At 57.5% G+C, this 20840-nt stretch carries 18 protein-coding genes; 7 read left to right on the top strand and 11 right to left on the bottom strand.

Going from position 1 to position 20840, the window contains the following annotated elements; translation table 11 throughout:
- Positions 1 to 74 precede the first annotated feature (74 nt).
- Positions 75 to 1250 (bottom strand): acetyl-CoA C-acyltransferase family protein, encoded by a 1176-nt coding sequence (locus AC2FJV_RS13330; protein ID WP_496713921.1) that lies wholly within the window; start codon positions 1248 to 1250, stop codon positions 75 to 77.
- A gap of 118 nt (positions 1251 to 1368) precedes the next feature.
- On the opposite strand from AC2FJV_RS13330, the gene AC2FJV_RS13325 reads away from it, so the two are divergent.
- From AC2FJV_RS13325 to AC2FJV_RS13305, 5 genes are all read left to right on the top strand, one after another.
- Positions 1369 to 1932 (top strand): helix-turn-helix domain-containing protein, encoded by a 564-nt coding sequence (locus AC2FJV_RS13325; protein ID WP_496713920.1) that lies wholly within the window; start codon positions 1369 to 1371, stop codon positions 1930 to 1932.
- Positions 1933 to 2042: 110 nt separating this feature from the next.
- Positions 2043 to 3227 (top strand): glycine C-acetyltransferase, encoded by a 1185-nt coding sequence (locus tag AC2FJV_RS13320; protein WP_281973591.1) that lies wholly within the window; start codon positions 2043 to 2045, stop codon positions 3225 to 3227.
- A gap of 14 nt (positions 3228 to 3241) precedes the next feature.
- The gene (gene tdh, locus AC2FJV_RS13315; RefSeq protein WP_496713925.1) at positions 3242 to 4270 is read left to right on the top strand and encodes an L-threonine 3-dehydrogenase; all 1029 of its coding nucleotides are present in this window, start codon (positions 3242 to 3244) and stop codon (positions 4268 to 4270) included.
- 63 nt (positions 4271 to 4333) lie between these two features.
- Positions 4334 to 5215, top strand: coding sequence for a tryptophan 2,3-dioxygenase (locus AC2FJV_RS13310; RefSeq protein WP_142638241.1), 882 nt, complete (start codon positions 4334 to 4336; stop codon positions 5213 to 5215).
- A gap of 3 nt (positions 5216 to 5218) precedes the next feature.
- On the top strand, positions 5219 to 6046 hold the full coding sequence (locus AC2FJV_RS13305; protein WP_496689851.1) for an alpha/beta hydrolase: 828 nt from the start codon (positions 5219 to 5221) through the stop codon (positions 6044 to 6046).
- A gap of 299 nt (positions 6047 to 6345) precedes the next feature.
- Here the strand turns inward: AC2FJV_RS13305 and AC2FJV_RS13300 are convergent, their stop codons facing one another.
- From AC2FJV_RS13300 to AC2FJV_RS13285, 4 genes are all read right to left on the bottom strand, one after another.
- Positions 6346 to 7125: an IclR family transcriptional regulator gene (locus tag AC2FJV_RS13300; RefSeq protein ID WP_142638245.1), complete on the bottom strand. Its 780-nt coding sequence runs from the start codon at positions 7123 to 7125 to the stop codon at positions 6346 to 6348.
- 11 nt (positions 7126 to 7136) lie between these two features.
- Positions 7137 to 8495 (bottom strand): TRAP transporter large permease, encoded by a 1359-nt coding sequence (locus AC2FJV_RS13295; protein WP_496713919.1) that lies wholly within the window; start codon positions 8493 to 8495, stop codon positions 7137 to 7139.
- Entirely contained in the window at positions 8495 to 9160 is a 666-nt protein-coding gene (locus AC2FJV_RS13290) for a TRAP transporter small permease (RefSeq protein ID WP_142638249.1), read from the bottom strand. The genes AC2FJV_RS13295 and AC2FJV_RS13290 overlap by 1 nt, the downstream gene beginning before the upstream one ends.
- 65 nt (positions 9161 to 9225) lie before the next feature.
- On the bottom strand, positions 9226 to 10464 hold the full coding sequence (locus tag AC2FJV_RS13285) for a TRAP transporter substrate-binding protein (RefSeq protein ID WP_142638251.1): 1239 nt from the start codon (positions 10462 to 10464) through the stop codon (positions 9226 to 9228).
- Positions 10465 to 10573: 109 nt separating this feature from the next.
- On the opposite strand from AC2FJV_RS13285, the gene AC2FJV_RS13280 reads away from it, so the two are divergent.
- Positions 10574 to 12169 (top strand): GMC family oxidoreductase, encoded by a 1596-nt coding sequence (locus AC2FJV_RS13280; protein WP_271950774.1) that lies wholly within the window; start codon positions 10574 to 10576, stop codon positions 12167 to 12169.
- Between the two features lie 583 nt (positions 12170 to 12752).
- Here AC2FJV_RS13280 and infB read toward each other — a convergent pair.
- The 6 genes from infB to pip all read right to left on the bottom strand — a co-directional run bounded on the left by infB (position 12753) and on the right by pip (position 20045).
- Positions 12753 to 15230, bottom strand: coding sequence for a translation initiation factor IF-2 (gene infB, locus AC2FJV_RS13275; RefSeq protein ID WP_496713918.1), 2478 nt, complete (start codon positions 15228 to 15230; stop codon positions 12753 to 12755).
- An 8-nt stretch (positions 15231 to 15238) separates the two neighbouring features.
- Complete coding sequence (locus AC2FJV_RS13270) at positions 15239 to 15862, bottom strand: RNA-binding protein (protein ID WP_142638257.1); 624 nt, start codon at positions 15860 to 15862, stop codon at positions 15239 to 15241.
- A gap of 22 nt (positions 15863 to 15884) precedes the next feature.
- The gene (gene nusA / locus AC2FJV_RS13265; protein ID WP_271950779.1) at positions 15885 to 17498 is read right to left on the bottom strand and encodes a transcription termination factor NusA; all 1614 of its coding nucleotides are present in this window, start codon (positions 17496 to 17498) and stop codon (positions 15885 to 15887) included.
- Positions 17498 to 18088, bottom strand: a complete 591-nt coding sequence (gene rimP, locus AC2FJV_RS13260; protein ID WP_142638261.1) for a ribosome maturation factor RimP — start codon at positions 18086 to 18088, stop codon at positions 17498 to 17500. The genes nusA and rimP overlap by 1 nt, the downstream gene beginning before the upstream one ends.
- A gap of 161 nt (positions 18089 to 18249) precedes the next feature.
- On the bottom strand, positions 18250 to 19071 hold the full coding sequence (locus tag AC2FJV_RS13255; RefSeq protein ID WP_496694100.1) for an ABC transporter substrate-binding protein: 822 nt from the start codon (positions 19069 to 19071) through the stop codon (positions 18250 to 18252).
- Positions 19068 to 20045, bottom strand: coding sequence for a prolyl aminopeptidase (gene pip / locus AC2FJV_RS13250; RefSeq protein ID WP_142638265.1), 978 nt, complete (start codon positions 20043 to 20045; stop codon positions 19068 to 19070). Before pip ends, AC2FJV_RS13255 begins: the two co-directional genes overlap by 4 nt.
- A gap of 48 nt (positions 20046 to 20093) precedes the next feature.
- On the opposite strand from pip, the gene ubiG reads away from it, so the two are divergent.
- Positions 20094 to 20840, top strand: coding sequence for a bifunctional 2-polyprenyl-6-hydroxyphenol methylase/3-demethylubiquinol 3-O-methyltransferase UbiG (ubiG, locus tag AC2FJV_RS13245; protein WP_496713917.1), 747 nt, complete (start codon positions 20094 to 20096; stop codon positions 20838 to 20840).

Genomic DNA, 20840 nt, shown 5'->3' with positions numbered 1-20840 from the left:
GCCAAAAATACCTTCGGGGGGAATTGCGCCATAGGTGCGATGGGGGGCAGACAGCCTCCCTGCTTGGTTCGGTTTCAGAGCAGCTCAAAGGCAATGGCAATGCCCTGACCGCCACCGATGCACATGGTGACCAAACCCTTGGACCCGCCCGTGCGCTCCAGCTCATACAGGGCTTTCAGCGTTAGAATCGCACCGGTTGCACCCACCGGATGGCCCAGCGCAATCGCCCCGCCATTCGGGTTTACCTTGGCGGCATCCAAGCCCAGCTCTTTGTTCACGGCCAACGCTTGCGCGGCAAAAGCTTCGTTGCTTTCGATCACATCGAAATCATCCAGCGTCAGACCAGTCCGTGCCATCAGGTTCTGCACCGCAGGAACCGGACCAATGCCCATCACCTCGGGGCGTACGCCCGCGTGGCCATATCCCAAAATCCGCGCTTTCGGCTTCAGACCCGCCTTCTCGGCCGCCTCCGCCGTGGCCAGTACCATCGCGGCCGCACCATCGTTGATGCCCGACGCGTTGCCTGCCGTCACCCGACCATCCTTGCGGAAGGCAGGACGCAGCCCGGCCAGCGCCTCGGCGGATGTCTGTTTGGGATGCTCGTCGACCACAAAATCGACCATGTCGCGCTTGACCTTGACCTGAACCGGCGTGATCTGGCTTTGGAAATACCCCGCCTCCAGCGCAGCCGCCGCACGGGTTTGGCTGGCCATCGCGAATTCATCCATCTGCTCACGTGTGATCTGGTGCTCATCAGCAACGTTTTCGGCCGTAATGCCCATATGGCCAGTGCCAAACGGGCAGTTCAACGCGCCCAGCATCATATCCATCGAGGTGACATCGCCCATCTTCGCGCCCCAGCGCGCCTGTGGCACGATATACGGACTCCGCGACATGCTTTCGGCGCCACCAGCCACAGCGAATTCGGCGTCGCCCAGCATCAGGGACTGTACCGCCGACACAATCGCCTGCGCACCGGACCCGCACAGACGGTTTACGTTCATCGCGGGCGTTTCAACGGGGATACCGGCCTGCTTGGCCGCGGCGCGTGACAGGTACATGTCGCGTGGTTCGGTATTAATGACATGACCAAACACCACATTGCCGATTTGCTCGGGCGCAACTCCAGATCGCTCCATCGCCGCTTCAGTCACAACGGTCGCCAGATCAATCGGCGCAGTTGAAGCCAAAGCGCCACCAAATGTGCCAATCGCGGTGCGCGCACCATCAAGAATGACGATATCTTTCATGTCTCTTCTCCTCGTGGATTTGCGGGCACTATGCATCCAGCCATTGGAACTGTCCCATAGGACGTACCGTCACAAGCGGAATTGACATGAGGCCACCAAACGCGCATGAGATTCCGTCATGACGGAAAATTCAGACGATATCCTGACGCGCCTGCCCGCCCGCCTGAAAGAGGCCCGCCGCGCCAAAGGCCTGTCGCTGGAAGCTGTGGCCAATCTCAGCGGCGTGTCCCGATCCATGGTCAGCCAGATCGAACGCGGTGAAAGCAGCCCGACGATCTCGACCCTGTGGAACCTGACCCGCGCCCTGCAGGTGGACTTCGCTGGCCTGCTGGAAGAGGCCAATAACGCCGATCAGATCGAAACCCTGCGCAGCGACGAAGTGCCCAGCATCGACAATATGGGCCAGAATTGCCGCATCCGTATCCTCTCCCCGCCCGAAGAGGCCGGTGGCCACGAGGTCTACGATATCCGCTTTGACAGTGATGGCGCGCTGAACAGCCAACCACACGCCCGCGGCGCGCATGAACAGTTGACTGTACTTGAAGGTGCGGTGCGCGTCACCTCGGGCAGTGCCATCAGCGAGCTGAACCAGGGCGACACCGCGCGATACGCGGCGGACGTTCTGCACTCAATTACTGCCAAGAAGCCAGCAAGGGTGTTCCTGATCGTCAAAAATGCCTGACACCGGCGCATTTCCGCCTTTGCGGAAATTTTTCCTTCATACTGTAATTCCCCTATTTGGGAATTTCATCCGTTATGTTAGACATGCGACTCAGTTGAACGGAGATCGCCATGTCAGATGCATTCCTGTCCCATGTCACCGACACCCTCGTGCAGATCGAAGCGGAGGGTCTGTACAAGCGTGAACGAATGATCACCTCGCCCCAGGGCGGCGAGATTACTGTGGGCGACAGGCAGGTCATCAATCTGTGCGCCAACAATTATCTGGGTCTGGCCGATCATCCGGCACTGATCGCCGCCGCCAAAGACGCGATGGAACCCAAAGGGTTCGGCATGGCCTCGGTCCGGTTTATTTGTGGCACACAGGACATTCACCGTGAGCTGGAACAGAAGCTGGCACAATTCCTGAATAAGGACGATGCGATCCTGTTTGCAGCCTGTTTTGATGCCAATGGAGGGCTGTTTGAGCCCTTGTTAGGGCCTGAAGATGCCATAATCTCGGACGGTCTGAACCATGCCTCAATCATCGACGGGGTACGGTTGTGCAAGGCCAAACGTTATCGTTATCTGAACAACGACATGAACGATCTGGAGGCCTGGCTGAAGCAGGCACGCGAGGACGGCGCGCGTCACATCATGATCGCGACAGACGGTGTGTTTTCGATGGATGGCTATCTGGCTAACTTGCCGAAAATCCGCGAACTGGCGGACAAATATGACGCCATTGTCATGGTCGATGACTGCCATGCCACCGGATTCATGGGTCCGAACGGGGCCGGTACACCGGATCATTTCGGTGTCGCTGTTGATATTCTGACGGGAACCTTGGGCAAGGCACTTGGGGGGGCAATCGGCGGTTATATCGCCGGGCCGCAGCCGGTGATCGACCTGCTGCGGCAGCGGGCGCGGCCCTATCTGTTCTCAAATTCGCTGCCGCCTTCAATCGTTGCTGCCGGGATCGAAGCCATCCGTCTGGTCGAAGAGGGCGACATGCTGCGCGCGCAACTGTTCAGCAACGCCAAATATTGGCGCGCGGGGTTGGAAAAGTTGGGTTTTGACCTTCTACCCGGCGAACACCCGATCATCCCGGTTATGCTGGGCGAAGCACAACTGGCGCAGGACGTGGCCGCAAAGCTGTTTGACGAAGGCGTTTATGTTTCGGGCTTTTTCTTCCCCGTCGTCCCGCGCGGTAAGGCACGGATCAGAACGCAGATGAATGCGGCGCTGACAAAGGATGAGCTGGACCGTGCGCTGGCTGCCTTTAGCAAGGTCGGCAAAGAGCTGGGGATCATCTGATGCGACCCAATACGATGAAAGCGCTGGAAAAATCCAAGCCCGAGGAGGGCTTGTGGATGGTGCAGGCCCCGGTGCCCGAGATCGGCCCTGATGAAGTGCTGATCCGCATCAACAAGACCGGCATCTGCGGCACCGATATCCACATCTGGAACTGGGACGACTGGGCCGCCGCAACTGTGCCCACCCCAATGATCACCGGCCATGAATTTGCCGGTGAAATCGTTGAGATCGGGCGCAACGTGACCGGGCTTGAGATCGGCCAGCGCTGCTCCGGCGAGGGGCACCTGATCACAACCGACAGCCGCCAAAGCCGTGCTGGCAAGTTCCATCTGGATCCCGGCACGCGCGGAATCGGCGTCAATGAACAGGGTGCCTTTGCGCAATACCTGAAACTACCTGCCTTCAACGTGGTGCCCCTGCCCGATGACATTCCCGACGAAATCGGAGCCATTCTCGACCCGTTGGGGAATGCTGTGCACACCGCACTCAGTTTTGATCTGCTGGGTGAGGATGTGCTGATCACCGGTGCAGGCCCCATCGGCATCATGGCCGCCGCCGTGGCCCGCCATGCAGGCGCGCGGCATGTGGTGATCACCGATATCAATCCGGACCGCTTGACGCTGGCTGCGCATGTTGTGCCAACATTGCGCCCTGTCGATGTGACCAAGGAAGATTTGCAGGACGTGATCGCCGAACTGGGCATGCAGCAGGGTTTTGACGTCGGGCTAGAGATGTCAGGTTCACAAATTGCACTGGACCAGATGGTCGAGGCACTGGTGATGGGCGGCAAGATCGCTCTGCTGGGCATCCCACCTGGAAAATCCCCCGTGGACTGGTCCCGCATCGTATTCAAGGCCATCACCATCAAAGGTGTCTATGGGCGCGAGATGTTCGAGACCTGGTATAAGATGATTGCCATGTTACAGAACGGTTTGGATGTCAGCCGAGTGATCACGACCCGTTTCAAGGTTGATGAATTTGCCAAGGGCTTTGGCGAGATGAAATCAGGTCGATCCGGCAAGGTTGTTCTGGATTGGACCTAACCCTCTGGCGTTAAACGGCTTCACCCCCTAAACAGGAGGGAACTCAGGTGTTTGGAGGCGCAGATGAGCGACAAGGACAACCGGTATCTTGAACGCGGGATCGAGGACACTCTGGTCACGGATTTCGCCGAAACCCACCGCAAGAGCTATGGCGACTTCCTGCAGCTCAAAACCCTACTGAATCTGCAAAAGACGTTTCAGGATCCCGCGCAACCAGATGAGATGCTGTTCATCATCATCCATCAGGTCAGCGAGCTGTGGCTGAAGCTGATGCATCACCAGCTGGTCGAAGTGCGCCGCTTTCTGCAAGAGGACGAATTTGGCCCGGCAATGAAGAATCTCGACCGGGTCAAAGCAATCCAGCGGCAGTTGATTTCCGCGTGGGAAACGCTTCTGACCATGACCCCCGCCGATTACATGACCTTTCGGCAAGCACTTGGCAGCTCCTCGGGATTTCAAAGCTATGGCTATCGTCAGATTGAATTCATTCTGGGCAACAAGGATGCCTCGACCCTGAAGGTTCACCAGCATGATCCCGAAGTCATGGAATTATTGGATGCCGCACTGACCAAGCCTTCGCTTTACGACGAAGTGCTGCACATGCTGGCCCGGCAAGGGTTTGACGTGCCTGATGACCTGCTGAACCGTGACTTTGCACAACCCTATTCCGGCGACCCGCGCGTGGTGAAAATCTGGGCTCAGGTGTTTCACAATACCGATCAGTATTGGGACCTCTATGCGCTGGCCGAAAAGCTGATGGACGTTGAATCCCTGTTCCAGCGCTGGCGGTTTGACCATGTCACCGCGGTCGAGCGAGTTATTGGCAACCAGCCAGGTACAGGCGGGTCTAGCGGTGTGTCGTTCCTGCGCAAAGCGCTGGACTTGCGATTCTTTCACGATCTCTACGATGTGCGCACCGAATTGATGTATAGCGGGCAGGAGTAGGCGATGCTGTATCGTGGTTTCACTCAGACAGAGCTGGAGCAGGAGTATTCTCCCAGTTCGATGGTTGGCGGCGATCTGACACCCTATCTTGAAAGCTACGCCGCGCTGAGTGCGCAGAACCGCGCCCGGATGGAATGCCGGGAAAACCTGCCCTTCGGCGAAACATCTGAACAGGTGCTCGACTTCTTTCCTGCGTCGACGGCCAACGCTCCGCTGCATGTCTTTATTCACGGAGGTTACTGGCAGGCGCTCAGTCAGCGTGAGTCCGCGATGATGGCCCCTACACTGGTGGAAAACGGGCAAGCCTTTGCAACGCTGAACTATACGCTCGCACCTGAGGCCCGACTGGATCAGATGATCAAAGAGTGCCGCGATGCCCTGCTTTGGCTGGGATCACAGGCGACGGCCCTTGGGTTCGATCCGGCGCAGATCACCTTGTCGGGGCACAGCGCCGGGGCACATCTGGCGGCCATGATGATGGCGACTTCAGCCGATGCGCTAGCCCGCGCCGGCTTGCGGGTACGAGAGGTGATTCTGATCAGCGGCGTCTATGATCTTGAACCGATCAGCCTGACGCCGGTGAATGACCCGCTGCAACTGACCCCGGTCGAAATACACGATCTCTCACCCATTCTGCACCTGCCCGCCCCCGGTCCGCGTTACCATATAACCGTCGCCGAGCGTGACACACCCGAATTCATTCGTCAAAGCCGGGACTATGCGGAATTGCTGCGTAAGGGCGGGCATTCTGTCAGTTTTGATCTGCAGAAAGGGATGCAGCATTTCGACATCATCATGCACGCAAGCACGTTCCTGCCGGCTCCTCGGTAGTCATAGGTGTTGGGCGAAAGAATATTCTGACCTTTGCGTCATGCACTGAGCAAGTCGCCATATCCCTGCATTTGTGGCGGTACCGCAAGTGTCCGGTTTGAGCCCAGAGTGACAGATGCTGCGCTAGCTAGGAATGGCAGCGGTGCGCCAATGTCGACTCTGCAAAGTTGAACGAACGGAGTACACGGAACTTTTATCGCGCTCTCATCCATTCTGGTGCAGAATTCTCCAAACCGATCGATGATCGAATTCGCAGTTGGTGAAAAAAATCACGCTTTGACTGTCATCTGAAGCATTAGTCACTGGCTCAAAAGAGCCGAAAGCTGCTTTGCTCCCTTCTGAAGTATGCCCAGAAACGACATCAGACTGTTGACGTCATGACGTTGTGTCGGCGCGTGAACCGAAAGTGTGCCTACCAATCGGCCTTGTCCATCCTGAACGGGTACTGCTAGGGCAGTCATTCCGGTCATGAATTCCTCGTCATCGGTGGAATAACTATTCTCAGAGATACGTCGGATCTCCGATCGCAATGCCTTGGGGTCGGTCAGCGAGCGTTCGGTTTGTGGTTGTAGATGTCCTGCCGAAAGAAACCCATCCAGCTTTCTTTGCCGTAGTGTGGACAGGTACATCTTGCCGCTGGCCGTGCAATGGAAGGGCACCTGTGTCCCGACCGGCAGTTGAATTCGCAGGGGCCACTTCGTTTCCACCCGGTCGAGATAGATCATGCCCTCGCGGTCTGGAATGGCGAGATTACATGTCTCGCCAACAGTTTCAGCCACACTGCGCAAGATCGCCAGTCGCGCAGTGCGCAAATGCTCGGACGACATAGTGTTGACCGATAGCAGTCGCAGCCGGTGTCCCGGGCCATATGATCTGCCATCGAGATCCCGCTGCAGAAACCCTTCGGCTTCTGCGGTTTGCAGCAGACGGTGAATTGTTGGCTTGGCCAGACCTAATGCCTCAATCAGATCCGATGGTTTTACGGAAACGCCACGCCGCGCCACCTCCTCGAGGATCAGCAGGAGGCGGAGGTTGGTCGGTATTTGAGTTTCTTTTTCTTGTGTTTCCGTCTCGGCCATCCTGCAACAGTCTAGCTATTTGGAAGCAGTATCAAGGCCAGATCGGGCACAAGCGACACTAAAATCCAAACCGAAAGAAGCGCCACCAGATAGGGTACCGTATACCGAAGCAACCGGAAATAAGGTACTCCTGTTACTCCTGAAGCCACATAGAGGTTCAGCCCATAAGGTGGTGTGATGAATCCAATGGACGCCCCCACAAGGAAGATCACCGAGAAATGGATTGGATCAATCCCAACCGAGGCCGCGATTGGCGCAAGAATTGGGGCGAGAATTATGGTTACAGGTAGGCTTTCCAAAACCATTCCAGAAAAGAAAACGATCACCATCGATGTGAACAATACCGCGTAGTACCCGCCCATCGAGGTTACGAAATCTCCAATGGTTTGCTGCGCGCCAAGCAATGACAGGATCTGTTGCATCACCACTGATATCGCGATCAGAGGCGCGAGGATGCCGGTGATCTGGGCCGAGCGGATGACGATCGAGGGGATCTCGGGGATCGTAAAGCCTTCGACCACGAACATTTCGGCGTAACTCTTCTCGGTTGGCGACATGTCGTTTCTGGCCCCCATAATCCGGTTGATCGGATAGCTGACCAAACCAGCGATCACACAGAAGCCAACTGTCACGCCCGCGGCTTCTGTCGGGGAAAACTTGCCTGTGTAGATGCCCCACAGCACCAGCCCAATGGCGAAAAATCCAAGCCAGGCGCCAAATGCCGTTTTCAGTATCCGGTTGAGCTGCAAAGGGATCAGATGGCCCCACCCGTTCATGCGGCAAATGATCCAGCACGCGAATTGCATACCAAAGACCATGAGCGCGCCCGGAAGAATGCCCGCCACGAACAACTCGGAAATAGGAAGGTTCATCAAGAAGCCATAGACGATGAAGATAATGGAAGGCGGGATAATGATCCCTACAGTACCCCCTGCCGCAGCGGTCGCCGCGCTGAACCGTTCGTCATAGCCACCTTTGACCATCTCGGGGTGCAGCATCGAACCAATTGTGGCTGTCGTCGCCGAGTTTGATCCCGAAATCGCCGCGAATAACCCGCAGGCACCAAGCGATGCCATCGCCAACCCACCACGTATCCAGCCCAGACAGGCATAGGCGAAATCGCTGAGCCTTCGGGCAATACCAGACTTGTTGATCAGGTCTCCGGTCAGGATAAAGAGCGGCATCGCGAGCAGGGCAAAGCCTTTGTTGAACACGTTCAACAGTTCGGCACCCATATTGTCCAACGTCAAGCCAAGGACGAATGAGCAGCCGATCACCCAATAGCCGATGACCAAAAACACCGGCACGCCCAGCATGAACAGAAAGGTAACCCCAAGTGAGATCAGTGTAACCAAAGTTCCGTCTGTCATCAGTCTGCTCCGATCACGGCCTGCTTGATCAGCGGCTCACCTGTTTTCCAGTTTTGCAGATCGTCGGCGAGGTTCTGAAACACACGCCCGATCATCAAAAAGAACGAAAGAGGCGCGGCCAGCAAAAACCACCACTGCATGATATTGTCCGTGCCGAGAACGATCTGAAAATTTGACGCCGATAACGCAACCAGTCGCGTGGTCGTCACGATGACGATCACCGCAAAGATGAACCACAGCACCGCATCAAGGATCAAACAGGCCAACTGCCCGCCTCGGGGCATTGCGGTGCGGAACTCATTGAAACTCAGATGCGTCCGCAGGCGAACATTGTACGTGGCCCCGAACCACGCCATCACCATAAACAACAAGGGAGGGATAGTGGTGGACCACGGTTCTTGATCGTTGAACACGAATCGGTCGATCACGCCCCAGAAAATGATCAACGCAATGGCGAGGTAAGAATATACCATCACCGACCGCTCCAGATGGCGCTCGATAAACGGCACTGTCCGATAGATCAGCATGATCACGAATCCGCCCATGGCTGAAACAACCGCGCCCAACACCCATGCGGCGTCCGATTCCAGCGCTGATTGAATCTCGAACGAATCCTGGCTGAGAAAGGCACTGAAGATCGCGCCTGTGTCTGCCCAAAACGACATGTACCCCGTCCTCCCAGTCGGTGTGTATTAGAACCGGCCCGCTTGGGGCCGGTTCGTCTTTTGTATCAGGCTTCGCCTTTCCACCAACGGCGCGGTTCTACGTTTTCCGGCAGGGTGTCTGCCGGAATCTCACGCGCGATGTCGTAGATTTCCTGATAGGTATCGATGCCACCGGCCCATTTGTTCAAACGCTCACGCCACTGCGCCCAGGGTTCGGGGTTGTAGTTCGGGGCGCACATCTCTTCGGCCAGTTTGATCTGATCATCTGGCAGGAATGCCGGACGTACTCCATTTTCGGCGAAGATAGTATCAGGCAGCTGCGGTTCCGAGAAACCCACAGTGTTCAGCAAAGCCGCTTCATTGGCACCTTGAATCAAAGCCTGCGTAAAGTAGGAAGACTCCATCACAGCATCCTGCAGCTCCCCGCCCAGACTGTCGAACACTTTGGCCGACATTGAGGTATGTTCAGTGCCGCAGAAGAATTTCAGGTTGACTGACTGCGACACCACTGGAGCCATGTTGGCATATGCGACGGCCGATGCCCACGTTTCAGCCCCGTCGATCAGACCAGTCTTCAACGCATCCAGAGTTTCTTCCCATGCAACCGGTACCGGATTCAGGTTCAACAGCTGCATCGCAATGCGTCCCAGCTGTGTACCCGTCACACGGTTCTTTGTGCCGAACAGCTCTTCCAGTTTGGTGACGGTCGGCTTGTCGGCAAAGGTCGAACCCATTTGCAGGCCGCGCAATTCACAGTGGGTAAACAGGAACTTCAGGCCGTGCCGTTTCTCAAGCGGATCACGCAGAATGCGCTGGCTCGCCGGGCTGTAGAAGAAGTGATACTGCGCTGCCCGGCTGGGGAACATGTAAGCATAGTCCAGCACGTTGAGATACGGCGCGCCTCCAGCCGAGTTCTGGGTCGAGGCCGCGTAAATATCAACAATGCCCTGCTGAGTTTTTTCAACACAGCTCAGCTGCCCGCAGATCTGGTTGTCGCCAATGAACTCGATCCGAATTTCACCGTCCGTGCGCTCTTCCAGATCGCGTGCAAACTCGATCGCGCCGGCGCGTTCGATCAGCAGATTGCGGGTGTTAAAGCCCGATGCGCCAAATTTAAGCGTGTGCTTTGGCTCTTTCGAGAAGCGCTTTTCATAGGTTGATTCGGCTGCCTGCGCCAGATTCGCCAGGCTCATCGCGCCACCGAACCCACCTGCCGCCAGCAGTGTCGAACTCATGCCATACCGCCCGGCCACACGAAAAAAATCTCGCCGGGAAATGCCACTTAGTTTCTTACCGATCTCCATTGCCTACCTCCCTGATCGCAATTAATGAGACGTTTTGTATCAAAAAAGGCTAGTATATTTCTCGCATCTTGCATAGAGTTTTTTTCAGTCGCGTCGGGAGGAGACAGTTATGGAAGTCGATTATGCGGTAGTCGGAGCAGGATCTTCAGGCTGTGTCATTGCCAACCGTTTGAGTGCTGATCCCAATACGACCGTCGCATTGCTGGAGGCTGGCGGTCGCGACACCAACCCGTGGATTCACATTCCGGTCGGTTATTTCAAAACAATGCACAACCCGTCGGTTGACTGGTGCTATCGCACTGAACCCGATCCGGGGCTTAATGGACGATCCATAGACTGGCCACGAGGCAAGGTGCTGGGCGGCTCATCCTCGCTGAACGGGCTGCTTTATGTCCGCGGCCAGAAAGAAGACTACGATCGCTGGCGGCAAATGGGCAATGAGGGATGGGGGTGGGACGATGTCTTGCCCCTGTTTAAACGTTGCGAAGATCAAGAACGCGGTGAAGATGAGTTTCACGGCATTGGCGGGCCTTTGTCTGTTTCGAACATGCGCATTCAACGCCCCATCTGCGACGCCTGGGTTGCCGCAGCACAGGTTGCAGGCTACGCGTTCAATCCCGACTACAATGGCGCCGAACAAGAAGGCGTAGGTTATTTCCAATTGACCACACGCAACGGTCGTCGCTGCAGCGCGGCTGTGGCTTATCTCAAACCCATTCGAAGTCGTCAGAATCTTAACATCATCACCAACGCATTTGTGACGCGCGTGGTTTTGGACGGGAAAAAGGCGACCGGGCTGGTTTACCGTGACAGGTCAGGGGTCGAGCAAACTCTGAAGGTTCGACGCGAGATTATCCTGTCTGGTGGCGCGATCAATTCGCCCCAGATCCTGATGTTGTCGGGGATTGGAGACCCGGACCACCTCAAAGAAAACGGAATCGAACCGCTTCACGCCCTGTCTGGCGTTGGTAAGGGCTTGCAGGATCATTTACAGGCGCGCCTGGTGTTCAAATGCAATGAACCAACACTGAATGATGAAGTCCGCAGCCTCTTCAATCAGGCGCGCATCGCTCTGAAATATGCACTGTTCCGTGCCGGGCCTATGACAATGGCGGCCAGCCTTGCCACCGGCTTTATGAAAACGCGCCCGGATGTAGAGACACCCGATATACAGTTTCATGTCCAACCCTGGTCCGCTGACAGCCCGGGCGAGGGCGTACACCCGTTCTCGGCCTTTACAATGTCGGTCTGCCAGCTGCGCCCGGAAAGCAGGGGGGAGTTGCGCCTGAACGGCCCCGATCCGTCCAAACATGTCAAGATCATACCGAACTACTTGTCCACAGAAACAGATTGCAGGACCATAGTCGATGGCGTGAATATCGCGCGGCGAATTGCCAAGAAAAACCCTTTGGCCTCGAAGATTTCGGAAGAGTTTCGACCAACAGAAGATCTGAATTGCAATGACTATGACGCTACGCTGGATTGGGCCAGGTCGAATTCGACCTCAATCTACCACCCAACCGGCACCTGTGCGATGGGAAGCTCTGAGGCATCTGTTGTCGATCCTAAACTAAGGGTTCACGGACTAGAAAATCTGCGCGTGGCCGATTGTTCGATCATGCCCGAGATCGTCAGTGGCAACACCAACGCACCGGCAATCATGATCGGGGAAAAGGCGAGCGATTTGATAATCGCGGATGCCTGACAGGCCCTCCATCTTGCCTGTGTGCGATGCAGAATGCCCAAAACACCCGCAACCGATGGATCGGTGTGCCAGTCGCGCAAGCTCAAGCTGTTCTGTTGATTATGTCTGATCGCAACTCGCACTTTGCCAACTCTTGTCTCATGACTGACCGTGATCTGGGAGGGCGACTCTTGGTCAACGATCTGTGCAGCATCCAGCTCAGATTTTGACGTCAAACCAATCTCGCGAAACATGCATAAGCGGTCGCGGACACTACTTGCTTTTCCAATAGTTCAAATCGGAACCTCCACTTTCCTATTTTTGGCGTACAAGTACTTCACTTGCAGAGAGATATACACAGCACGTGGTCGCGAGCCTGAGCCTGGCTACGGGCACTGCGTCGGTGAACCCTATTGGCCGCTAAGTCCGCATAGCCGACAGCAACCTAGATTTACTTTGCCTCTTGAACCAAGGCTACCCGGTGCGACTTGATGATTAACCTCAGAAAAACTCGCGCGAAAAGTCAAAGGCTCACGTCAGCTCTCCAAAAGAAAAACAGCGGCCCGTTGGAGCCGCTGTTTTCCGAATTTCAGTTCTGTCCGGATCAATCCAGTGTCCGGGTGACCTCTTCGCGCTCGAAGATTTCGATAACGTCGCCGGCGCGGATATCGTCGTAGTTCTCGAATGCCATACCGCATTCCTGACCCGACTGAACCTCGGCCACTTCGTCCTTGAAGCGCTTCAGCGTTTTCAGCGTGCCTTCGTGGATCACGACGTTGTCGCGCAGCAGGCGGACACCTGCGGAACGACGCGCCACGCCTTCTGTAACCAGACAGCCAGCAACCTTGCCAACGCCCGTAACCTTGAAGACTTCGCGGATCTCGGCATAACCGATGAACTTTTCGCGGATCTCGGCGCTCAACAGGCCTGATGCGGCGGCTTTCACGTCGTCGACCAGATCGTAGATCACCGAGTAGTAGCGGATTTCCACGCCCTTTTGGTTCGCGGTGTTCCGGGCTGAAGCATTGGCACGCACGTTGAAGCCCAAGATTGGGGCTCCGGACGCTTCCGCCAAGCCGACATCCGTTTCGGTGATCGCGCCGACGCCTGAATGCAGCACCCGCACGCGTACTTCGTCGTTGCCGATCTTCTCCATCGCCTGAACGATGGCTTCGGCAGAACCCTGCACGTCCGCTTTCATCAGAATTGGCAGCTCGGTGACGTTTTCGTCTTCCTTGGCCTTCTGCATCAGCTGTTCAAGGGTGGTTGCGGCACCGGCGGCGGCGCGTTTGTCCTTGGCGGCCTGTTCACGGTAGGCGGCGATTTCACGCGCCTGCGCTTCAGTCTCGGTCACGTTCAGAACGTCCCCGGCCTCGGGCGTGCCATTCAGACCCAGAACCTCAACCGGAACCGAGGGTCCTGCCTCTTTGACGCGTTCGCCCTTGTCGTTGATCAGCGCACGGACTTTACCGTATTGCTCACCCACAACAAAGATATCGCCCTGACGCAATGTACCGGTTTGAACCAGAACGGTAGCAACAGGTCCACGGCCCACATCCAGCTGCGCCTCGATCACGGCACCCTGGGCGGCGCGATTCGGGTTGGCTTTCAGCTCAAGAATTTCGGATTGCAACGCGATGGCTTCCAGCAGCTCGTCCAGACCCTGACCGGTGATGGCGGACACTTCGACGTCCTGAACCTCACCCGACATTTTCTCAACGATGACTTCGTGCTGCAGCAGATCGGTGCGCACCTTGTCCGGGTTTGCGTCCGGCTTGTCGACCTTGTTGATCGCAACGATCATCGGGACACCCGCCGCTTTGGCGTGGTTGATCGCCTCGATCGTCTGCGGCATCACCGCGTCATCCGCAGCAACAACCAGAACCACGATATCCGTGACCTGTGCCCCGCGCGAACGCATCGAGGTAAAGGCCGCGTGGCCCGGTGTATCCAGGAAAGACAGCGTTGTGCCGCCATCGGTTTTCACCTGATAAGCGCCAATATGCTGGGTAATACCCCCGGCCTCACCCGCCACAACGCGAGCGTCGCGGATCGCGTCCAGCAACGAGGTCTTACCGTGGTCAACGTGACCCATGATGGTAATGACCGGCGGACGCGACTGCAGATCGCCTTCGCTGTCTTCGATCTCTTTGATGACGTCCTCGACGTCAGAGGCCGAGACGCGCGTGACCTTGTGGCCAAATTCTTCGATGATCAGTTCCGCAGTATCAGCGTCAATGGTCTGGTTCTGCGTGACCATCATGCCCATGTTCATCAGCGATTTGACAACGTCCGCGACACGCTCGGCCATACGGTTGGCCAGCTCGGACACGACAATCGCCTCGGGCAGCTGTACGTCGCGGATAACCTTTTCCCGCTCGACCGCGCCGCCCATGGCTTTCTGACGCGCGCGCTCTTGCTTACGCTTCATGGCTGCCATCGAACGCTGACGATTACCTTCACCACCGGTCGCCTGACCCAGAGTCAGCTTGCCTGAACGGCGGTTATCGTCACGGCCCTTGGTGCGCGCGCCGCGCTGTTCACGCTCGCGATCCTGCTTGCGTGGCGTTGCTGCAGGCGCAGGCTTGCTGGCCGGGCTGCGGGCGGCTTTTGGCTCTTCTGGAGTCGGGGTCGCCGCGACACGCTTAGCGGCATCTTCAGCCTCTTTGCGCTTGCGTTCTTCCTCTTCGGCCTTGGCGCGCGCGCGTTCTTCGGCCTCGCGCTGTTCGCGCTCTTTGGCCTCTAGTTCCGCACGGCGACGGGCACGCTCTTCCTCGCGCGCTTTTTCAGCGGCCTGACGCTCGGCGGCCTCTTCGACCTCACGCGCCTTGGCAGCCTGCAGCGCCTTCATCCGGCGCGCCATTTCCACGTCGGAAATCCCGGCTGGACGACGCGACGGATCACCTGATGGCGTAGCTCCACCACCGGTTTTGGCCGCACCCGGCTTGGGGACCACCACGCGCTTGCGTTTGGTTTCCACCACGACATTCTTGGTACGTCCGTGGCTGAAACTTTGTTTCACATTTCCGGGGCGCGCCCCGCCACGAAGACCCAATGTCTTTTTGCCGTCACTATCGCTCATAAAGCTTCTTACCCTTCCGCGCGGCCCTTGCCGCCGTCATCCGTTTCGCGCAAGCCATGCAGGCGCTGCGCTTCCTCTACAACACGTTTGGCGAGTCCGCCAGAGGCCAAGGCCGCATGAATCACGGTTTGGCGCCCAAATGCCGCCCCAAGTTCGTCTGCGGTCAACCAGCCGATGTATTTCCCAAAGTGCGGCGTGCTGAGTTTCGACTTGCCGCGCCCCGATCCATCGGACGCCTGAAGCAATATCTGGGCCTCTTCCCGGTCCAGCATTGCCTTGACCTTTTCATAGCCAGCAACCGCATCACCGGACTTGCGCGCGAGGCTCAAAAGCTCGATCACGCGCCGCGCAATCTGCTTTTCAACCTCATCGGCCAGATCCTTTGACACAGTGACCTGCGCCTTGAACCCCCGCGCGAACAATTTCTTGCCAATGGCTTTGTCCAACGCGCTGCGGTCAGCCGAGACATAAACACCGCGCCCCGGCAGTTTTGCCGCGACATCAGGAAAGACCTGACCGTCTGGCCCGACCACAAAGCGGATCAGCCCATATCTAGGCTGAACCTCGCCAGTGGCAATGCACTTGCGTTCGGGTCCGTCAGACCGATCCTTATGGACGCCACCGCGACCCATGTGCGCCACCCGAAGCCTGCGATCAGGCCTCGGCTTCCTCGTCGGCCGCTACGCCGTCTTCTTCAGCCTGCTCCAGTTCGGCAGGATCAACCCAGCCCAGCATGATGCGTGCGGTCATGACCAGATCCTGCGCCTCTTCCAGCGTTATGCCAAAAGGCTCCAGAACGCCGTCATCCTTGATACGCTCACCATCAACTGTGGTCCAACCACCAGCCAGTTCCCAGTCAGCGCAGGTGGCAAAATCTTCCAACGTTTTCACGTCGTCCTTGGCCAGCGCTTCTACCATCTGGGGTGTCAGACCTTCGAATTCAATAAGGCTGTCCTCGACACCCAGCTCACGCGCTGCATCCAGCGCCGCTTTGGCCTGTGCTTCCAGGTGTTCACGCGCACGGGTCTGCAGTTCCTGCGCGGTGCCATCGTCGACGCCGTCAATGACCAACAGCTCGTCGAGCTCGACATAAGCGACTTCTTCCAGGTTGGTAAACCCTTCCGAGACCAGCAGTTGCGCAAAGAACTCGTCCAGATCCAGGCTTTCCATGAACAGGCTGGTGCGGGCTTCGAATTCTTTCTGACGGCGCGCCGATTCTTCGGCCTCGGTCATGATATCAATGTCCAGATTGGTCAGCTGGCTGGCCAGGCGCACATTCTGACCGCGACGGCCAATGGCAAGGCTCAGCTGTTCTTCGGGAACCACAACTTCGATCTTGCCCGCTTCTTCATCCAGAACAACCTTGGACACCTCGGCAGGCTGCAGCGCGTTCACCAGGAAGGTGGGCTGATCTTCATTCCATGGAATGATGTCGATCTTTTCGCCCTGCAGCTCATTCACGACGGCCTGCACACGGCTGCCGCGCATACCAACGCAGGCACCGACAGGGTCGATCGAGCCGTCATAGGAAATGACAGCGATCTTGGCGCGCGATCCGGGATCGCGAGCAACAGCTTTGACCTCGATGATGCCGTCATAGATTTCCGGCACTTCCATCTTGAACAGTTCAGCCATGAATTCAGGCGCGGTGCGCGACAGGAAGATCTGGTGGCCACGAACCTCGCGGCGAACTTCCTTGATATAGGCGCGCACACGGTCATTGGGGCGATAGCTTTCGCGGCCAATCTTGTCGTTGCGGCGCAGAACAGCCTCGGCACCGCCCAGATCGACGATGACATTGCCAAACTCTTCGCGCTTGACCGCACCGTTGATGATGGTACCTGCGCGATCCTTGAAGTCTTCGTACTGGCGATCGCGCTCGGCTTCGCGGACCTTCTGCAGAATCACCTGCTTGGCGGATTGCGCCGCGATCCGGCCCATTTCGACCGGAGGCACTTCTTCGACATAGACGCTACCGACTTCTGGCGCTTCCATGTATTGCTTGGCCTGCTCGACGGTCATCTCGGCCTGATAGTTCTCAAGCTCCTCATCTTCAACCACGGTGCGGACACGGGTAAAGGTCGCCTTGCCGGTCTTGCGGTCGATGCTGACGCGGATATCCATCTCGGCGCCGTAGCGGCTTTTGGCGGCACGGGCGAGCGATTCTTCCATCGCTTCGACAACCAGACCGGGGTCGATCATCTTTTCGCGGGCCACGGCCTCGGCGGTCTGCAGCAGCTCCAGCTGGTTGGCTGAGGTGATTGCCATCAGTTCGTCTCCTCTTCGGACCCTTCGGTCTCAATCTCGTCGAAAGCGTTTTCGTTCAGGGCACCGGCGTCCTTGCGCTGGCGCAGCATCTCTTTGATCAGATCATCGGTCAGGACCAGCTTGGCATCGCTTAGCCAGTCAAACTGCAAGCCGATGGTGATTGTCTCATCTCCCTCGGAGATATTGATCAAAACCTCATCGCCTTCGATCCCGGCCAGCTCACCTTTGAAGCGGCGACGGCCGTCGATCAGTTCGGCGGTTTCAATCTTTGCCTCATAGCCCTCGAACATCTCAAAATCCTTGAGACGTGTCAGAGGCCGGTCGATGCCGGGGCTGGACACTTCCAGCGCATAGGCGTCAAGGATCGGATCTTCGACATCCAGTGTGGCACTGACTGCGTTCGATATCTCGGCGCAATCATCCACTTCGATGCCACCATCGGGCTTGTCGGCCATGATCTGCAAGGTGGTCTGCTTGCCGCTCATCAGGCGGATACGGACCAGCTCATACCCCAGATCTTCGATCACTGGGGTGATGATCTCGGCCAGTCTCCGATCGATGGCAGCTTTGGCTATCAGTTCGTTTGTCATCAGCTACTCTACCCTGTCAGTCGGGCACAAAAAAACGGGCGCGCGGCCCGTCGAAATTCCCGGTGGAGCCCCAGACCAGAAGTCTGACACGCCGCTGTTGCAACTGCATATACGCAGGGATTCCCGAGTCTGCAACCCCCGGCAGGAACCCTGACCGGAATTTACGCCAACCACCACCGTTCAGCGATGCGTCCGTCGTCCAGCGCGCGCGCGCCGCCGATCTGCTGGGGCATACCAACATGAGCAGCGGCAGCCAGCGCAATATCCGATTCGCTGGGGTGAAGGCGCAGACCGCGCAGTCCATTCAAGCCTTCGGATGATGGCAGGGCAGCAATATCCACATAGCCATCCCGCAATGCTTCGGCCCGGACGCGGGCATCAGGAATGACGATAATCTCAAAAGCATCCGCCCAGCCGGCCTGAGTGCTCTTATAATGGTCAACAACTTTGCGGCCCAGAAAGTGGCGATCATCCTCAGCCCGTTCGACACGGTAGCATCCGGTGCCATTGGCGATCTGCAGCGGTTTGACGCTCTGACCAGCCCGCGGGATGACAAATTGACTTTCGGCCAGCAGGAAAGGCAGGCCGGGATTAGGTTTAGCCAGTTCAAGGTGCAGCCGGTTAGGGGCCAGCGCTTCGGCGCGCCCGACTTCGGCCAAAACCGCCATCACATCAGCGATATCCAATGCTACGCCGTCGTGGAACACCGCATCATCGCGCAGATCAAACGTCCAGATCCGGGCATCCGTATCGGTCTGCCATCCTGTTGCCAGCTCACCTCGCAAGGTACCGTCAGGTGCGATTTCGGTCAGCGTGTCAAACACCGCCCCCCGTGCAACCTGTTCAAGACTGTCGTCACGCGGCACCGCAAGCCGCAGGGTTCCGCCCGGCTTGGGCGTATTCGCCAGTGAGGCGCCTGTTGCGGCCAACAGCGCCGCAGCGGCACCTGATGCAAACAACGCGCGGCGGTCAATGCGGGTCATGCTACCCCCTCGGCCACGCGGTTCATAATGCGGACCAGTTCGGCACTGATGCCGGGTTCAGACAGGGCATGGCCTGCCTGACGGACCATCTTCAATTCGACATTCGGCCAACGCTCGGCCAGGTTCCAGGCAGAATGCGGTGGGCAGATCATGTCATAGCGGCCCTGAACGATATGGCCGGGAATATGAGCGATCCGATCCATCTGCTCCAGAATCTGTCCGTCCTGATCAAGGAAAGCCCGATTGATGAAATAGTGATTCTCAAGCCGGGCAAAGGCGCGCGCATACTCACCCGGGCTTTCTCCGGTGGATCCGTTCGAATGGATTGACGCCAGCGCATTTTCCCAAGCGGACCAGGCCCGTCCGTACAGAACCTCAGTCGCCCGATCCCCTGAGAACAGACGTTTGTTATAGGCCCCAATCGTGTCGGAAAGCTCAGTCTCGGAGAGCAGAGCGGTGAACTTGGACCATTGCTCGGGCCAGAACTTGCCCGCGCCACCACCATAGAACCAGTCCAGCTCGGCCTGCGTTGCCAGAAACACGCCGCGCAATATCAGCCTATTCACCCGGTCGGGATGCGCCTGCGCATAGATCAACGCCAGGGTTGCGCCCCAGCTTCCACCGAAAACGGCCCAGTCACTGATGTTCAACAGGGTGCGCAGCCGTTCGATATCGGCCACCAGATGCCAGGTTGTGTTGTCTGTGACCGACGCGTGCGGGCGCGAGCGTCCACAGCCTCTCTGATCAAACAGAATCACCCGAAAGACGTCCGGATCGAAATAGCGCCGCATTGCGGGGCTGCATCCGCCACCTGGGCCTCCGTGCAACACGACCACCGGCAGGCCATCCGGATTGCCGCATTGTTCCATATAGATAAGGTGACCATCGCCCACATCGACCATGCGCTGATCGAACGGGTCGATCGGCGGGTAAAGATATTGCACTGCGCGCTTTTGGTCCGGGTACTTGTCCATTATGGCCCTATATAGTCCTTAAACGTAAAAGAGCATACGGAGACAGGAATGCAAGCGCATCCGAACACGGTAGACCCGTCCGAGATCGCAAAATTCGAGGCGATGGCCGCCGAATGGTGGGACCCGCATGGGAAATTCAAGCCCCTGCATATGCTGAACCCCTGTCGTCTGGATTATATCACACAGCAAATCGCAGGCGAATTTGACCGTGATCTGAAGGCCCCGCGCCCGTTCGAGGGCCTGCGCCTGCTGGATATCGGATGTGGAGGAGGCTTGCTGAGTGAACCCATGGCTCGCCTTGGCGCCGAGGTCGTGGGCGCCGATGCCGCCGAGGGCAACCTGCCCGTCGCCCGCATCCATGCCGAGCAATCAGGGCTTGGGATCGACTATCGCCACACCACTGCCGAGGCGATGGCCGCCGCAGGTGAGCAGTTTGATGTGATTCTGAACATGGAGGTGGTCGAACATGTGGCCGACCCGCTCAGCTTTCTGACAGCCACGCGGGATTTGCTGAAACCAGGCGGGCTTGAGATTTGTTCGACCATCAACCGCAACCCGAAATCCTATGCGATGGCCATCTTTGGTGCCGAGGTGATCATGCGTTGGCTGCCGCGCGGCACGCATGAGTGGAACAAGTTCATCACCCCTGACGAGTTGTTCGACCTGTTGCGTCAAGCCGGGTTGGACCCGGTGGACCACAAGGGTTTCGTGTTCAACCCGATACTATGGAGCTGGTCGATCTCGGACCGGGATTTGAGCGTGAATTATGTGACGGCGAGCGTGAAGCCGGGGTGA

The organism is Ruegeria sp. CDSA241, assembly GCF_059611265.1.
This window is presented reverse-complemented; position numbering and strand designations above follow the sequence as displayed.

Coding starts and splice junctions, on each gene's coding strand:
- AC2FJV_RS13330 (WP_496713921.1), bottom strand. CDS start 1,250: ATGAAAGATATCGTCATTCTTGATGGTGCGCGCACCGCGATTGGCACA.
- AC2FJV_RS13325 (WP_496713920.1), top strand. CDS start 1,369: ATGACGGAAAATTCAGACGATATCCTGACGCGCCTGCCCGCCCGCCTG.
- AC2FJV_RS13320 (WP_281973591.1), top strand. CDS start 2,043: ATGTCAGATGCATTCCTGTCCCATGTCACCGACACCCTCGTGCAGATC.
- tdh (WP_496713925.1), top strand. CDS start 3,242: ATGAAAGCGCTGGAAAAATCCAAGCCCGAGGAGGGCTTGTGGATGGTG.
- AC2FJV_RS13310 (WP_142638241.1), top strand. CDS start 4,334: ATGAGCGACAAGGACAACCGGTATCTTGAACGCGGGATCGAGGACACT.
- AC2FJV_RS13305 (WP_496689851.1), top strand. CDS start 5,219: ATGCTGTATCGTGGTTTCACTCAGACAGAGCTGGAGCAGGAGTATTCT.
- AC2FJV_RS13300 (WP_142638245.1), bottom strand. CDS start 7,125: ATGGCCGAGACGGAAACACAAGAAAAAGAAACTCAAATACCGACCAAC.
- AC2FJV_RS13295 (WP_496713919.1), bottom strand. CDS start 8,495: ATGACAGACGGAACTTTGGTTACACTGATCTCACTTGGGGTTACCTTT.
- AC2FJV_RS13290 (WP_142638249.1), bottom strand. CDS start 9,160: ATGTCGTTTTGGGCAGACACAGGCGCGATCTTCAGTGCCTTTCTCAGC.
- AC2FJV_RS13285 (WP_142638251.1), bottom strand. CDS start 10,464: ATGGAGATCGGTAAGAAACTAAGTGGCATTTCCCGGCGAGATTTTTTT.
- AC2FJV_RS13280 (WP_271950774.1), top strand. CDS start 10,574: ATGGAAGTCGATTATGCGGTAGTCGGAGCAGGATCTTCAGGCTGTGTC.
- infB (WP_496713918.1), bottom strand. CDS start 15,230: ATGAGCGATAGTGACGGCAAAAAGACATTGGGTCTTCGTGGCGGGGCG.
- AC2FJV_RS13270 (WP_142638257.1), bottom strand. CDS start 15,862: ATGGGTCGCGGTGGCGTCCATAAGGATCGGTCTGACGGACCCGAACGC.
- nusA (WP_271950779.1), bottom strand. CDS start 17,498: ATGGCAATCACCTCAGCCAACCAGCTGGAGCTGCTGCAGACCGCCGAG.
- rimP (WP_142638261.1), bottom strand. CDS start 18,088: ATGACAAACGAACTGATAGCCAAAGCTGCCATCGATCGGAGACTGGCC.
- AC2FJV_RS13255 (WP_496694100.1), bottom strand. CDS start 19,071: ATGACCCGCATTGACCGCCGCGCGTTGTTTGCATCAGGTGCCGCTGCG.
- pip (WP_142638265.1), bottom strand. CDS start 20,045: ATGGACAAGTACCCGGACCAAAAGCGCGCAGTGCAATATCTTTACCCG.
- ubiG (WP_496713917.1), top strand. CDS start 20,094: ATGCAAGCGCATCCGAACACGGTAGACCCGTCCGAGATCGCAAAATTC.